Origin of the sequence: Sporosarcina ureae (assembly GCF_002082015.1) — a bacterium.
Lineage (GTDB): Bacteria > Bacillota > Bacilli > Bacillales_A > Planococcaceae > Sporosarcina > Sporosarcina ureae_A.
In genome coordinates this window covers 1,596,778-1,610,570 of sequence record NZ_CP015109.1, presented here as the reverse complement: position 1 = coordinate 1,610,570, position 13,793 = coordinate 1,596,778, and the positions used below count along the sequence as shown (strand labels likewise).

15 protein-coding genes are annotated in these 13,793 nt (G+C 41.7%); 11 read left to right on the top strand and 4 right to left on the bottom strand.

The genetic code is table 11. The features are described from left to right. Positions 1-11: 11 nt before the first annotated feature. Complete coding sequence (hmpA, locus tag SporoP17a_RS07965; RefSeq protein WP_083034182.1) at positions 12-1,199, bottom strand: NO-inducible flavohemoprotein; 1,188 nt, start codon at positions 1,197-1,199, stop codon at positions 12-14. 214 nt (positions 1,200-1,413) lie between these two features. Between hmpA and SporoP17a_RS07960 the strand changes: the two genes are divergently transcribed. Both SporoP17a_RS07960 and SporoP17a_RS07955 read left to right on the top strand, forming a co-directional pair. Next, the gene (locus SporoP17a_RS07960; RefSeq protein ID WP_083034181.1) at positions 1,414-1,860 is read left to right on the top strand and encodes an RrF2 family transcriptional regulator; all 447 of its coding nucleotides are present in this window, start codon (positions 1,414-1,416) and stop codon (positions 1,858-1,860) included. 53 nt (positions 1,861-1,913) lie between these two features. Beyond that, positions 1,914-2,840 (top strand): manganese-dependent inorganic pyrophosphatase, encoded by a 927-nt coding sequence (locus tag SporoP17a_RS07955; protein ID WP_083034180.1) that lies wholly within the window; start codon positions 1,914-1,916, stop codon positions 2,838-2,840. A gap of 49 nt (positions 2,841-2,889) precedes the next feature. Here SporoP17a_RS07955 and SporoP17a_RS07950 read toward each other — a convergent pair whose 3' ends face one another. Next, positions 2,890-4,269, bottom strand: a complete 1,380-nt coding sequence (locus tag SporoP17a_RS07950) for an FAD-dependent oxidoreductase (RefSeq protein ID WP_083034179.1) — start codon at positions 4,267-4,269, stop codon at positions 2,890-2,892. A 98-nt stretch (positions 4,270-4,367) separates the two neighbouring features. On the opposite strand from SporoP17a_RS07950, the gene SporoP17a_RS07945 reads away from it, so the two are divergent. Then, complete coding sequence (locus tag SporoP17a_RS07945; RefSeq protein WP_083034178.1) at positions 4,368-5,078, top strand: DsbA family oxidoreductase; 711 nt, start codon at positions 4,368-4,370, stop codon at positions 5,076-5,078. 125 nt (positions 5,079-5,203) lie between these two features. Here the strand turns inward: SporoP17a_RS07945 and SporoP17a_RS07940 are convergent, their stop codons facing one another. Beyond that, entirely contained in the window at positions 5,204-5,719 is a 516-nt protein-coding gene (locus SporoP17a_RS07940; protein ID WP_156890547.1) for a YceI family protein, read from the bottom strand. A 166-nt stretch (positions 5,720-5,885) separates the two neighbouring features. Here SporoP17a_RS07940 and murB point away from each other — a divergent pair, with 166 nt between their 5' ends. Continuing rightward, positions 5,886-6,806 (top strand): UDP-N-acetylmuramate dehydrogenase, encoded by a 921-nt coding sequence (gene murB / locus SporoP17a_RS07935; protein WP_083034176.1) that lies wholly within the window; start codon positions 5,886-5,888, stop codon positions 6,804-6,806. A 253-nt stretch (positions 6,807-7,059) separates the two neighbouring features. On the opposite strand, the gene SporoP17a_RS07930 is transcribed toward murB, so the two are convergent. After that, complete coding sequence (locus SporoP17a_RS07930; RefSeq protein WP_083034175.1) at positions 7,060-7,734, bottom strand: adenine nucleotide alpha hydrolase family protein; 675 nt, start codon at positions 7,732-7,734, stop codon at positions 7,060-7,062. A gap of 297 nt (positions 7,735-8,031) precedes the next feature. Here SporoP17a_RS07930 and SporoP17a_RS07925 point away from each other — a divergent pair, with 297 nt between their 5' ends. The 7 genes from SporoP17a_RS07925 to mnhG are packed head-to-tail and all read left to right on the top strand — an operon-like array spanning position 8,032 to position 13,793. Then, positions 8,032-10,446, top strand: coding sequence for a Na+/H+ antiporter subunit A (locus SporoP17a_RS07925; RefSeq protein ID WP_208859820.1), 2,415 nt, complete (start codon positions 8,032-8,034; stop codon positions 10,444-10,446). Further along, positions 10,433-10,858, top strand: a complete 426-nt coding sequence (locus tag SporoP17a_RS07920; protein WP_083035955.1) for a Na(+)/H(+) antiporter subunit B — start codon at positions 10,433-10,435, stop codon at positions 10,856-10,858. Before SporoP17a_RS07925 ends, SporoP17a_RS07920 begins: the two co-directional genes overlap by 14 nt. Continuing rightward, entirely contained in the window at positions 10,858-11,190 is a 333-nt protein-coding gene (locus SporoP17a_RS07915; RefSeq protein WP_083034174.1) for a Na(+)/H(+) antiporter subunit C, read from the top strand. Before SporoP17a_RS07920 ends, SporoP17a_RS07915 begins: the two co-directional genes overlap by 1 nt. Next, positions 11,183-12,667, top strand: coding sequence for a Na+/H+ antiporter subunit D (locus tag SporoP17a_RS07910; RefSeq protein WP_083034173.1), 1,485 nt, complete (start codon positions 11,183-11,185; stop codon positions 12,665-12,667). Before SporoP17a_RS07915 ends, SporoP17a_RS07910 begins: the two co-directional genes overlap by 8 nt. A 16-nt stretch (positions 12,668-12,683) precedes the next feature. Beyond that, positions 12,684-13,166, top strand: coding sequence for a Na+/H+ antiporter subunit E (locus SporoP17a_RS07905; protein WP_083034172.1), 483 nt, complete (start codon positions 12,684-12,686; stop codon positions 13,164-13,166). Then, complete coding sequence (locus tag SporoP17a_RS07900) at positions 13,163-13,435, top strand: Na(+)/H(+) antiporter subunit F1 (RefSeq protein ID WP_083034171.1); 273 nt, start codon at positions 13,163-13,165, stop codon at positions 13,433-13,435. The genes SporoP17a_RS07905 and SporoP17a_RS07900 overlap by 4 nt, the downstream gene beginning before the upstream one ends. Beyond that, entirely contained in the window at positions 13,425-13,793 is a 369-nt protein-coding gene (gene mnhG / locus SporoP17a_RS07895; protein ID WP_083034170.1) for a monovalent cation/H(+) antiporter subunit G, read from the top strand. The genes SporoP17a_RS07900 and mnhG overlap by 11 nt, the downstream gene beginning before the upstream one ends.

Sequence of the window (13,793 nt, the reverse complement as noted above, 5' to 3'; positions counted from 1 at the left end):
GTTGTTTATGCTTAAACAGATTGTAATTGAAGTGCCACAGCAGGGCCGAAGAACTCGAAGTGGAGTTTATCTTCAGGTACGCCCATAGCAGTAAGTTGTTGAAGTACGAACTCCATGAAACCAGTTGGTCCACATACATAGACATCACTGCCTGCAATCACGTGTTTTTCTAGGAACTCACGTGTGATAATTCCGTCTCCCTCTTCTGAATAAAGGGCTTTATACGTAGAGTTTGGAAGTTTTGCATTTATTTGCTCTAGTTTACTCGCAAATGCTTGCTGATTACGTGTACGTGCAGAGTGCAAGAATGCGACTTCGCGTTCTGGAGACAAGTCTGCAATGGTTGAATACATAGCTTTCATTGGTGTAATACCAACTCCACCACTGATTAATGTAACAGGTGTTGTGCCAGTAGGATCTAAGTAGAAGTCACCTGCTGGTGCACTAACTTCTATAATGTCGCCAACACTTGCACTTTCGTGTAAATAGCAAGAAACTACGCCGTTTGGTGATAATGTATCTTCGCGTTTAACCGAGATACGGAAAGTCTCGTCGTTTGACTTTTGAGACAAGCTGTACTGACGGTTGACAATGTTTTTCGCGCCTGGGATTTCCAAGCGAATTGTAATGTATTGTCCTGGCAAGTAGTATGGTAATTTTTTTCCGTCAACTGGTTTTAAGTAAAATGAAGTAATAACATCACTTTCATCTACTTTGTCAACGATTTCGAAGTCTTTGAATAAGCGCCAGCCGCCGTCGGCTTGTTCTGTATTCTCATACATATCTTTTTCTACGCCAATGAACGCGCCAGCAATCACACCGTAAGCTGCTTCCCATGCATCCATAATCTCAGGAGTCGCTGCATCGCCAAGTACTTCTTTAATAGCTTTTAACAGATACTCTCCGACAATTGGATAATGTTCCGGCAAGATTCCGAGAGACACGTGTTTGTGTGCGATTTGTACAACAACCGGTAGAATGGCTTCTAGGTTATCAATATGTTGCGCTGCTGCGTATACTGTGTTTGCAAGAGCTGTCTGCTGACGTCCTTGAGATTGATTAACGTGGTTGAATATATCTAGTAGTTCGGGATGAGCTACAAACATATTTTTGTAAAATACTGTAGTAATAGCTGTTCCGTGTTCCTCTAATACTGGTACTGTGGATTTGATAACGTCAATAGTTTTTTGATCTAACATGGATCATGCACAACCTCTCCGTATTTGATATCTCTATCATAAATCATTTGAAATTTAAAAGCTATATATTATATACATGTTTAAAAATAAAATGTGAATGTTGTCACATTCTATTCAAAAAGTAGCCAGGCTTTTACACGTGACACTCAGTGTCAATGAATGATTTTTCAATTGAAAATGCTATAATGAAGTAAGAGTAGAAAGTGGTGATATTATGCGTTTAACGATGTATACAGATTATTCGCTGCGTGTTCTGATTTTTTTAGCTTCCAAGCAATCGGATGAACTGTCCACTGTTCAAGAAATTTCGGATGCTTATCAAATTTCAAAAAATCACCTCACCAAAATAGTCCATGAGTTAGGAAAACTGGAATTGATCGAAACCACTCGCGGTCGTGGTGGCGGAATCCGTCTCAGTGTAGATCCAAATAGCATTAATGTAGGCGAACTAGTTCGAAAAACAGAAGACGATTTCCATCTAGTCGAATGTTTTGATCCAAGCAAAAATATGTGCGTGTTGTCTCAAGCCTGCCGGCTAAGAGGGGTATTATACGAAGCACTTCAAGCTTACTTCGCTGTATTAGACCGTTACACGATTGCAGATTTTCTTCACAATAAGGAAGAAATACAGTCTTTACTATTTCCCACTAGTCAATCCTGAATAGTGTGGTAGAATATAGTTAGTAAACATAGTGAAATAGGAGGAATTAAATCATGTCAAAAGTGTTAGTCATCGGGCATAAAAACCCAGATACAGATTCCATCGCATCTGCAATTACGTATGCTTATCTTAAGCAACAAATCGGAATGGACGCAGAAGCTGTTCGTCTAGGGAATATTACAAAAGAAACAGCATATGCGCTAGAAACTTTCGGTTTTGAAGCACCACGCTTCATTGAAAAAGCAGCACCTGAAACATCTCAAGTCATCCTAGTCGATCATAATGAGAGACAACAAAGTGTAGATGACTTGGAGGATGTACAAGTGTTGGAAGTGATTGATCACCACCGTATCGCGAACTTCCAAACAAACGATCCATTGTATTACCGTGCGGAGCCAGTTGGATGTACGGCAACGATTTTGAACAAATTATTCAAGGAGCATGGCGTTGAAATTCCAAAGAACATTGCAGGTTTAATGCTATCTGCAATCGTATCGGATTCATTATTATTCAAATCGCCAACGTTTACAGATCAAGACCAGGCAGCAGCTGAAGAGCTAGCTGCAATTGCAGAAGTCGATGCTGCTGTCTACGGTTTGAACATGTTGAAAGCTGGAGCAGACTTAAGTTCGGTACCTGTAAAGGATTTAGCTAATCTGGATTCGAAAGAATTTATTTTCGGCGATGTGAAAATGGAAATTGCACAAGTCAATGCAGTAGACTTACAAGATATTCTTGGTCGACAAGATGAACTGGAAGCGGAATTAAATGAAGTAATCAAGCAAAAAGAGCTAGACTTATTCCTATTCGTTGTAACGGATATCATCAATAGCGATTCCGTCATCATTGCATTAGGAAAAGAAGCTGAACGTGCAGGATCTGCATTTAATGTAGCGTTCACTAATAATGCGGCATTGTTAAAAGGTATCGTTTCGCGTAAGAAGCAAATTGTGCCTGTATTGACTGAAGCACTTTCATAATCACCAGACTGTCATGGAATCGGTAGCCCGATATTCTATGACAGTTTTTTTAACCTAAATCAAGTGGCTGTGTGGCTGGACCTTCTAACACGGTTCCGTCCGCACGAAAACGTGACCCGTGACATGGACAGTCCCATGTTTGATCTCCTTTATTCCAACGTGTACGGCAACCCATATGAGTGCAGATCGGGGAATCAGTCCGAGCGATATGTCCACCAGCAAACTCCTTGACGGTACGGCCCGCCAATAATAAAGCGCGGCTAGACAAAGAGCCGAAATCTGTTCTGCTAGGAGAAAATAATTCGCTTGCAGCATTTGATCGCCCCACAATCGCATCCGAAATGATTTCTGCACAAGCTAAGGAATTAGATAGCCCCCATTTTCGATAGCCTGTACTAATGTAGACATCGGGCATAGAGTTTGAGATAGCTCCTGCATAAGGTACTAAGTCAGGTGTTGACGGATCCTGCGCCGACCATTTGTATATCACATCAGGATGCCCCAATGTTGTCTTCATATCCTCTGTTAAGCTGTCGTAATGTAGTTGTGTTTCTTTTTCTGAACCGGCAGGGTGAGATTGAGCGCATAGCAACAAGTAAGACTGGTCATCGATTGTCGCTGTCCGTATCGAGCGTTTGGGCTCATCCACTGAAATATACTGATGGTCAAAAGTAGTCTCCGTTTTTGCTGCAGCAATGTACGAGCGTCCGACGTCCAGCTTAAGAATTTGCATGCCAACTAAAGCTTCGATCGGGTAATGTGAGCAAATAATAAGTTGTCGATAATTGACTACCTTAGATGAAGAGAGTTTAATAAAATGACGATCGGTATCTAGAGCGGCTACTTGTGCATGTTCAAAAATACGCGCACCTTGTTTCACAGCAAGCTGTGCTAATTGTTGTCCAAAACGCACTGGGTGAATTTGTGCTTCGTCTTCAATTAGTAAAGTATGGTCCGTTTCAAAAGGTAGGTAGGATGCGTTTCCTGCAAGAGTAAATGGAATGCCGATTGATTCATATGCCTTTTTCTCCGCCAGTAATCGTTCTGTACCTTCGGCTGTTTGAGAATATAGCGCGGAGTGTGCAGTTTGCAGCTGATCCGCTTCAGCGATAGATCGCGCGAAGTCAACAGCTTGTTCATTTACATTGAAATATTGTTTTGCGCTCTCCACACCAAATTGTTCAAGCATGTCCGCATATACCAAGTCATGTTGGGCAGTTAATTTACCTGTAGAATTTCCCGTTGCTCCATGCAATAAACTATTTTTCTCTAGCAACACAACGTCCTTTCCTTGTTTAGACAAAAAGTAAGCATTTGCTATGCCGCTCAGCCCTCCTCCGATGATTAACACATCGCAAGTTACATCGTCATCTACTGTTGGATAAGTAGACTTCGGATAAGCGGTGGCAAGCCATAAAGATTCATTCATTCCAACACCTCATTCTGTAAAATTATATAATCCAAGCATTAACATTGTTGCCAACTTTCCTTGAATCTAAAATAGAGAATAGAAAGGTGGGGCAAAAAATGAAAATTGAAGTATGGTCAGATTATGTTTGTCCGTTTTGCTATATTGGAAAAAGACGTTTGGAGCATGCCTTGAAACAAGTAGGGCTTGAAGAGAAATCGGAGGTTATATTCAAAGCGTATCAGCTAGATCCGAATACCCCAGTAGCTTCAGACCAATCAGTAATGGAAGGGTTAGCCGGAAAGTATAATGTCAGCAAACAAGAAGCAAAAAATATGTTGAATAATATAGGAGAGCAAGCAAAAACTGTTGGTCTCCACTATCAAGTGGATAAAATGAAAACGTCTAATACGCTTGATGCACATCGTCTAGCGAAATTAGCAGAGAAGCATGGTGTAGAGAAGGAAGTAACAGAGCGTCTCCTGCATGGCTACTTCGTAGAGGGAGAGCGTATCGATACGGAGGAAGTACTCGTAGCGATCGCAACGGAAGTTGGATTAGATGCAAAGAAAACTAAAGAGATGCTTCATAGTAATGATTTTGATGATGAAGTAAAAAATGATATAGAAGAAGCGCAAGAGATTGGTGTTCAAGGTGTACCATTCTTCGTAATTAATCGCAAATATGCTATAAGTGGAGCGCAGCCTACGGAAGCGTTTGTTGAAGCACTTGAAAAGATTGCTGAAGAAGAGGGAATGCCAAAGCCTAAGTTGCGAGTGCTTGGCACACATGATGGTGGGCAGTGTGACGATGGGGCTTGTGATATCTAAGTAATAAAAAGACAATAAAATTGAACCGCTTTATAGGACTGAAGAAAACTCTATAGAATGAAGAGTTTCGTCTTCAGTCTTTTTTAATTTGTCTTGAAACAGACCGTCAATTCATGGTGCTTCCGTTATATTTCATCTTTGCAAATTACAACCGACATCTTAATATCTATTATCTCTCCAACCATCACACCACCAGCTTCGATTGCACGATTCCACATTAACCCAAATTCTTTTCGTTTGATTTCACCCTCAACGAAATATGTAGCACCGAATACGGTTATTTCTTGAGGAGCGATGTAAAATATTGCTCTTTTGGTTGTTTGTTTAACAGTCAAGTCTCCCAACATTTGATATCTGCCATCTGTATCGTGATAAATTGCGCGAGAAGAGAATGCCATTTCGGGGAAAGTTTCGGCATCAAAAAAGTCCCCGGAGCATAGATGTAGATCACGGTCTCTATTCTTCGTCTGGATGGAAGAAACGATTACTCGAAAATCAATCTTAGCTTTCGTCAGATCCGCTATGTTTCCTTGTAATTCTCCTGAAAATTTTTCAAACGTCCCCGTGACAGTTGATACCATCATATGTGGAACGGAAAAACCGACAGTGGACGCCTGAGGATCTACTTTCCATGTATTCACTTTCACTCCTCCTTATGGATATTTAGTTAGCTAAACTGTAAAGGAAAAAACGTTGAAAGTCAAAATGAAAAACCTTGTCAAACGGACTGATTGCAAGCATACTAATAGATGGATAAGTTTGTTTCCGTAAAACAGGGGACACGTATACTGAAAGGACTTGATGTAGATGTCAAAACATCGATGGTTTGAAGATCTTCAAAAGAACATAAAAAGCGGTTGGTTAGTACTTGATGAGCCACTAAACAAATATACGAAAACACGTCTGGGTGGTAAAGCGGATGTTGTCGCGGCACCTGGCACAATAGAAGAAGTGCAAGCAGTCGTTAGCTATGCTTATAATCATAAAATTCCTATTTTGTTGCTGGGGAATGGTTCCAATATGGTCGTTCGGGACGGTGGCGTTCGAGGAATTGTGTTGTATATGGCAAATTTCAATGCTATCAAGATTGATGGTACTAGAATGATAGCGGAAGCTGGCGCGAATATTATTGATGCGTCCAAAGAAGCAACAATGGCTTGTTTAACAGGACTGGAGTTTGCTTGTGGAATACCGGGTTCAATTGGCGGCGCAATGGCAATGAACGCAGGAGCTTACGGTGGAGAAATTAAAGATATTATTCATCATGCCACTGTCATGGATGTTACCGGAAAAATTTTCGTGCTTTCAAAAGATGAGTTGGAGCTAGGTTACCGTAAAAGTATCATTACTACAGAGGGCTACTACGTTTTATCTGCAGAGTTCTGGCTCACTCAGGGTGAACAGTGTGATATTGACGCGGCAGTTGCTGACTTAACGTTTCAACGTGAATCCAAACAGCCACTTGAATACCCATCAGCAGGAAGTGTGTTCAAACGTCCGCCGGGCTACTTTGCTGGAAAGTTGATCCAGGATAGCGGCTTGCAAGGTAAAGGGTTTGGTGGAGCGGAAGTGTCTACTAAACATGCAGGTTTCATCATCAATAAGAACAACGCGACAGCAGCAGATTATATTCAGACGATTGAGATGGTCAAGTCGGAAGTGAAGAAGAATTTTGGAATTGACCTGGAGATGGAAGTGAAAATTGTAGGAGAAGAACTTTCGGAATAACAGTAGCGACAGGAGCTGTCTGCGAAGTCATTATGTAATGACTTCGCAGACAGCTCTTTTTGACGTGAAAAGTTGGGGGAAAGGCTGGTGGAAAGAGTAGAAGTAAGCAATTGGCACTTTGTAGGGGCCCTTGAAGTGACCCTTACAAAGTGCCAATCCCTCCGTACGTACCATTAATTTTTCATAAACTCTTAGATCCTGAATTTAAATCGATGCAAAAGAGATGCCCCATTCCGGGACATCTCTCAGGATGTTATTTTCCTATCTTGCATTGAATCTTGCTTGAGTCGAGTACCTGATCGTCTTCTATTTGCACCTGGCATATCTTACTATTTTGCATAAATTTAAAAATCCCGTTGTTGAAGTCGGTCCCAATCTCTTTAAAGAAGATTCCCTCGTATTGAGCATGCTTCGAAAGTGTGAAGTTGATACGGAAAGTATCGCCATCCGGAATCAAATACGCACGTACGCCTTTTTCAAACGATCCTTCTGTCTCACTCTTTATCGCCCGATCCACTGACATAACATGGAAATCAACAAATGGAATTTCTCTCAACAAGACGTTCATGAAAGAGCCTTTTGTAATTTCCTCCCAGCGGCTTTGCGCAGTTTGTCCGATGATGATTTGTGTAATACCGTATTGGTGAGCCACTTCTTTAATCACTTTTGCGGTAGGGCGCTTTTCATCGTCACGAATAATGAACGCTTCCACTTCTAACTCATCTGCAAGCTCTTTCCAGCGGTCAATATACTCAGACTTATCCACGTCGAAATCATCGAGTGGAGCCGGATCAACCGTCAAAATATAGAGCGGACAATCCATGATAGTTGCAATTTTATACCCTCTATTAATGAGACGTTCACCATTTGGACCGTAATACACACAAACGAGAATTCCCTCGTCCATACGGCTTTTCATTTTGCCCATAATGACTCATCACCTCTTCGAATTCTATATATTATTACTAACGGGTTCAAACTTTAGAGAAATGCTTTCCGTTGCAATTTCAACAGAGAACCCCATCCTGTATATAGGTTTACGAACCTGACCTTACAGTATGCTGACCGCGCTTTTTATGCGGTTTTTGATAAAGTAGTGTATACTTTCGAGTAGAGATTGTACTCTATGCTTAGAGTCTCATTATGCATAACGTACAGTGTGCAGTCAAGAGTCTCTGCGCATTCTATTGATACTTATAAACAATCCATTCTGGGAGGTGTTAGATTGATCACTGTCTTACTAGCAATATTCATTCCATTTATCGCCGCGTGTCTGATTCCGTTTATACACAAAGTTTTGACTGGAAGACGGATCGGTTGGTTCGTAATTACCATTCCACTGTTCTTGTTTATCTTACTGATTCGTCTCGTTCCTTCACTTTCGGATGGAGCGTCTTATTTATATTCGTTTTCTTGGATTCCTTCTGCTGATGTCTATTTTTCCACGCATTTAGATGGATTGAGTATGATTTTTGCGTTGCTGATCACAGGCATCGGTAGTCTAGTTGTATTGTATTCAATCTATTATCTTTCTGAACGGGAAGCGATTGGTCGCTTTTATACATATTTACTGTTGTTCATGGGGGCTATGCTGGGCGTTGTGTTATCCGATAACCTAATCGTCCTGTATGTCTTCTGGGAATTGACGAGTATTTCTTCCTTCTTACTTATTGCTTTCTGGTCTCACCGGAAACAGTCAAGGTATGGTGCGAAGAAATCGATGTTGATTACCGTCACAGGTGGTATTTTTATGCTAGCTGGATTTTTAATACTTTACACAATAACAGGAACATTCAATTTACAGGAACTAATTTCTATGCGGGAAGTGATTGCCGCAGATTCATTGTTCATACCTGCAATGTTGCTTGTGTTGATTGGCGCTTTCACTAAGTCTGCACAGTTTCCATTCCATATTTGGCTACCTGATGCGATGGAAGCTCCTACGCCTGTTAGTGCCTACTTACACTCCGCTACGATGGTTAAAGCGGGTATTTATTTAGTAGCGCGATTTACCCCGATTTTCGCAGGCCATGCGACATGGTTTTATGTCGTATCTTGTGTAGGGCTATTGACGATGTTGTGGGGATCTGTCAATGCGGTAAAGCAAACGGATCTAAAAGCGTTACTTGCGTTCTCCACAGTGAGTCAGCTAGGTATGATCATGAGCTTGCTTGGTATCGGTTCATTAGCATTTGCTTCTTCTGAGAGCACGCAAATAGCGTTATTCACCGCTGCTACATTCGCTGCACTATTTCATTTGATTAACCATTCTACCTTTAAAGGTTCTTTATTTATGGTCGTTGGTATTTTAGATCATGAGCTAGGAACACGTAATATTAAACGGCTTGGTGGTTTGGCGACAATCATGCCCATCACGTTTACCATTGCGCTGATCGGCAGCTTTTCTATGGCAGGACTACCGCCATTCAACGGCTTCTTAAGTAAGGAATTATTTTTTGAAGCCATGCTATCATTAAAAGAAGCTAATCTATTATCAGTGGATTCGTTGGTCCTATTGTTTCCAATTATTGCGTGGGTCGGCAGTGTATTCACATTTATTTATTGTATGATCATCGTGTTTCAGACGTTTTTCGGTAAAGTACACGCACCGGCTCCTGGACAACGACCTGCCCGTGAGGCGCCGATTCAAATGTTGATTTCACCTATGGTACTTGGCAGTCTAGTTGTACTTATTTTCATCTTCCCGAATTTGCTCGGTACGTATATTTTAGGGCCAGCAATGAATGCAGTATATCCACAATTTGAAGGGATGCATGGTCTAGTACCCGAAATACACGTGTGGCATGGTTGGGAGATGCCAATCTTCATGACGATCGGCGTAATTATCCTGGGCGTTTTGTTATATGGATTATTACGTTACTGGAAGTGGATTTATAGTGTAGGTTTTTTACAATGGACACTTGATCGCTTATATAATGCATGGTTACAACGAATAGAACGTGTGGCTTCTATCGTGACGAAAACATATATGACTGGATCAGTACGAGATTACATTGCATATATCATGCTGTTATTCATCGGACTTGTCGGAATAGGTTTGCTAGGTTTCCAGCAATTCATCTTTGACTTCTCAAATGATGCTGTGATCGAGATCAATGAAAGCATTATTATTTTTGTGATGATGTGTTCGAGCGTAGCGATTTTATTTGCTAAATCCAGGATTACTGCCATTATTCTTAACGGTGTGTTGGGCTATTCAATCGCTATTCTATTTGTCGTATTCCGTGCGCCAGATTTGGCTTTGACGCAAATAATTGTCGAGACGGTTACAACGGTGCTGTTCTTACTGTGCTTCTATTATTTACCAGAGTGGAAAAACGAACATAAGTCGATTTCCATGCGCGTACGAAATGGACTGATTGCAGCGGCTTCGGGTGTTTCTGTTACCGTTATCGCTTTGCTCGTGCAAGGCCATTCATTGTATCCGTCTATTTCCATCTATTATGAAACGGCATCACGGCTTGCTGGGGGTTTGAATGTAGTGAATACGATACTCGGTGACTTCCGTGCATTCGATACGATGCTTGAGGTATTGGTATTGTTTATCGCAGGCCTTGGGGTCTATTCATTGGTCAAGCTTCGACGCAAGAAGGGAGTGGATCACACTGAAGAAAAATGATGTGATCTTACAGACGGTGACGCGGATTGTGTTCTTCATCATCTTGACGTTTGGCGTGGAGCTGTTTATATCGGGGCATAATAATCCGGGTGGCGGCTTCATTGGCGGGCTTGTGCTTTCTTCTGCGTTTGTATTATTGTATTTAGTTTATGGCATAGAAACGGTTCACCGGGGAACACCGTTTGATTTTAAGCGAGTGGCGGCACTTGGCGTGTTGCTTGCGGTTAGTACCGGAATGTTGTCGTTATTGTTTGGTGAGTCCTTCCTGTCACAAACGACATGGCTTGTAGATTTACCTGTTTTTGGTGAGACGGAACTTGGAACGATGACGATTTTTGAAGCGGGAGTCGCACTGACTGTCCTCGGTGTTGTCGTGACCATTATTTTGGGAATCAGTGAGGATGTGGAGTAATGGAGACATTAATTACCCTTCTGGTTGGTGTGCTAGTGGCAGTTGGCGTTTATTTACTCTTATCAAAAGAGATGTTGCGAATTATTTTAGGGACAGCGATCCTGTCGCATGCCATTCATTTATTATTATTGACGATGGGCGGATTAAAAAAAGGCGATGTGCCTTTGCTTACAGAGACGGCTGCGGAATATACAGACGCTCTGCCGCAAGCACTTATTCTGACGGCGATTGTCATCAGCTTCGCAGTGACGGCATTTTTGCTCGTATTATCTTACCGTGTGTATCAAGAGGCTGGCCGTGGACCTAGATTGCGAGGGCGACAAGATGAATAATATATTGGTGTTGCCTATGATCCTGCCTGTTTTGGTAGGTGTGATTTTAGTATTTTTACGTCCTTATATTCGCGTACAACGTATGCTTAGTTTACTGACGACGATGGCTTCCGCTGCTGTAGCTGCTTATTGTCTCCATCACATACATCTGAATGGCATCATGCGTTTAGACTTTGGGGATTGGTTGCCACCGCACGGTATTTTATTTGTAGGCGATTCATTTGCGATGTTACTAGTACTGGGTGCATGCGCTGTTTCCAGTATTATTTTACTATATGCATTCGCTATGACAGGGATTGAGACAGAGTCAATGTTCTTCTATCCGTTCTTCCTGTTTTTGGTGGCAGGAGTCAATGGCTCATTTCTGACTGGTGATTTATTTAACCTATTTGTTTGTTTTGAAGTCATGTTACTAGCTTCCTATGTGCTACTGACTCTTGGAGGGCGCAAAACACAGTTAAAGGAAGGTATGACGTATGTATTGATCAATGTGTTAGCTTCTTGGTTCTTTTTGTTGGGCATCGCGTATTTGTACGGTGTACTAGGTACGTTAAACATGGCACATATCGCTGTACGTGTAGCAGAAACGGGACAAGGACCGCTACTGACGTTGATCGCAATTATTTTCTTGATTGTCTTTAGTTTGAAGGCAGGCTTACTACTTTATTTCTGGTTGCCAGGTTCTTATTCAGCACCACCTACTGCGGTCGCTGCACTGTTCGGTGCGTTACTGACGAAAGTCGGAATTTATGCGCTGTATCGTATGTTCACATTAATATTTATACATGATCCAGTCATTTATAAAATCATCGGTGTGCTAGCTATTGTTACAATGGTTGCCGGTTGTCTCGGAGCCATAGCCTATTCAGATATACGTCAGATTGTCTCCTACAACGTCATTATTTCTGTTGGTTTTGTGTTGACAGGTCTAGCCATCGCAACGAATACTGCATACCAAGGTGCGAGCTATTATTTAATCCATGACATGATTAGTAAGGCACTGCTGTTTTTATTGGCAGGAACCGTCGTATATTTGACGGGGCGTTCGAAATTCAATGAAATCAGTGGCTTAATTCGAAACTACCCGCTAGTCGGTTGGTTATTTTTCTTGACAATGCTTGCAATTGCTGGAATTCCGCCATTCAGCGGATTTATCGGAAAAATATATATAGGATTAGGTGCAATTGAGACAGGTTCTTACGTGTTACTCGCGGTGTCATTTTTATCGGGTATTGGTGTATTGTATTCACTTCTTCGAATTTTCCTCAATAGTTTTTGGGGAGAAACGATAATTAGTGAAGACGACCAGAAACCATTCCAAAAGAAAATCGGTTTACCACTCGTATTGCTTGCGGTACTCATAATTGGATTAGGTATAGGTGCAGAGTTGCTGTCACCTTATATCCAAGACGCAGCTGATGGATTAGCAGACCCTAAGCAGTATATACGCGCCGTGATGGGTGACGATTTAGAGTAGGAAGGGGGGAGACAACATGCCGTTACAGCTTCTGCTGAATTTATTCATCGCCTTTTTATGGATGACATTGATTGATGAAGATGAACTGTTATTCACTACATTTTTCATGGGATTTTTAGTCGGACTCGGCATCATATTTGTCATGAGCCGTTTTTTCGGTACGCATTTCTATTTACGCAGAGTATATGCTGCCTGCAAGCTCTTGTTAATTTTTATCAGGGAACTGACGCAGTCGAGCATTGTGGTCATCTCCCAAATCGTGCGACCTACACTACGTATCAGGCCAGGGATCTTTAAATACAAGACGATCTTGACGAGTGATGTGGAAGTGACCATGCTGTCTATGCTACTTACCTTAACACCGGGATCGGTCGTGATGGAAGTATCTGCCGAGGGTAATGAGTTATACATTCACGCAATGGATGTCGAGGAATCGCGCGACGGATTGATTAAGCAACTGAAAAATTTTGAGAAGGCGATTATGGAGGTGACACGATGATAGCAGGTATGTTGACAATATCGGTCATACTATTCGCATTGACTATTTTGGTGGCGGTCATCCGTATTATTTTAGGTCCTTCACTTCCAGATCGTGTGGTGGCACTCGATGTCATCGGAGTGAACTTAATTGCTACAATTGCCGTCGTGTCGGTGATTTTAAATACAAAAGCATTTTTGGAAGCGATCTTAATTCTTGGTATACTTTCCTTTATTGGGACGATCGCATTTTCCAAATTTATCGAGAGGGGGAAAATAGTTGAACGGTAGCGAGATCGGTGAATTTATAGGGGCTTTATTAATTTTGACAGGCGCTATTGCCAGTATGTTGAGTGTCTTTGGATTGATCCGCTTACCGGATGTCTACACTCGGTCACACGCTGCGACGAAAAGTTCGACATTGGCAGTATTATTGACATTATCCGGTGCGTTCGTCTATTTTCTCTTCTCCGAAAAATTTATCAGTGTACGGTTGCTTCTTGGTATTGGCTTTGTTTTTTTGACGGCACCGGTTGCTGGGCACGTAATTATCCGTGCTGCCTATCGGTCGAAAGTGAAGCTAGCCGATATTTCTACGCAAGATGAATTATATGAAAAAATTCATGGCAAACAGACAGGTGATAAGTAG

Bases quoted from the DNA above. Each gene is read 5' to 3' on its own strand.
- SporoP17a_RS07960 (WP_083034181.1), top strand. From the start codon at position 1,414: ATGCGTTTAACGATGTATACAGATTATTCGCTGCGTGTTCTGATTTTT.
- SporoP17a_RS07950 (WP_083034179.1), bottom strand. From the start codon at position 4,269: ATGAATGAATCTTTATGGCTTGCCACCGCTTATCCGAAGTCTACTTAT.
- SporoP17a_RS07915 (WP_083034174.1), top strand. From the start codon at position 10,858: ATGGAGACATTAATTACCCTTCTGGTTGGTGTGCTAGTGGCAGTTGGC.
- murB (WP_083034176.1), top strand. From the start codon at position 5,886: ATGTCAAAACATCGATGGTTTGAAGATCTTCAAAAGAACATAAAAAGC.
- SporoP17a_RS07955 (WP_083034180.1), top strand. From the start codon at position 1,914: ATGTCAAAAGTGTTAGTCATCGGGCATAAAAACCCAGATACAGATTCC.
- SporoP17a_RS07905 (WP_083034172.1), top strand. From the start codon at position 12,684: ATGCCGTTACAGCTTCTGCTGAATTTATTCATCGCCTTTTTATGGATG.
- SporoP17a_RS07930 (WP_083034175.1), bottom strand. From the start codon at position 7,734: ATGGGCAAAATGAAAAGCCGTATGGACGAGGGAATTCTCGTTTGTGTG.
- SporoP17a_RS07900 (WP_083034171.1), top strand. From the start codon at position 13,163: ATGATAGCAGGTATGTTGACAATATCGGTCATACTATTCGCATTGACT.
- hmpA (WP_083034182.1), bottom strand. From the start codon at position 1,199: ATGTTAGATCAAAAAACTATTGACGTTATCAAATCCACAGTACCAGTA.
- SporoP17a_RS07910 (WP_083034173.1), top strand. From the start codon at position 11,183: ATGAATAATATATTGGTGTTGCCTATGATCCTGCCTGTTTTGGTAGGT.
- SporoP17a_RS07945 (WP_083034178.1), top strand. From the start codon at position 4,368: ATGAAAATTGAAGTATGGTCAGATTATGTTTGTCCGTTTTGCTATATT.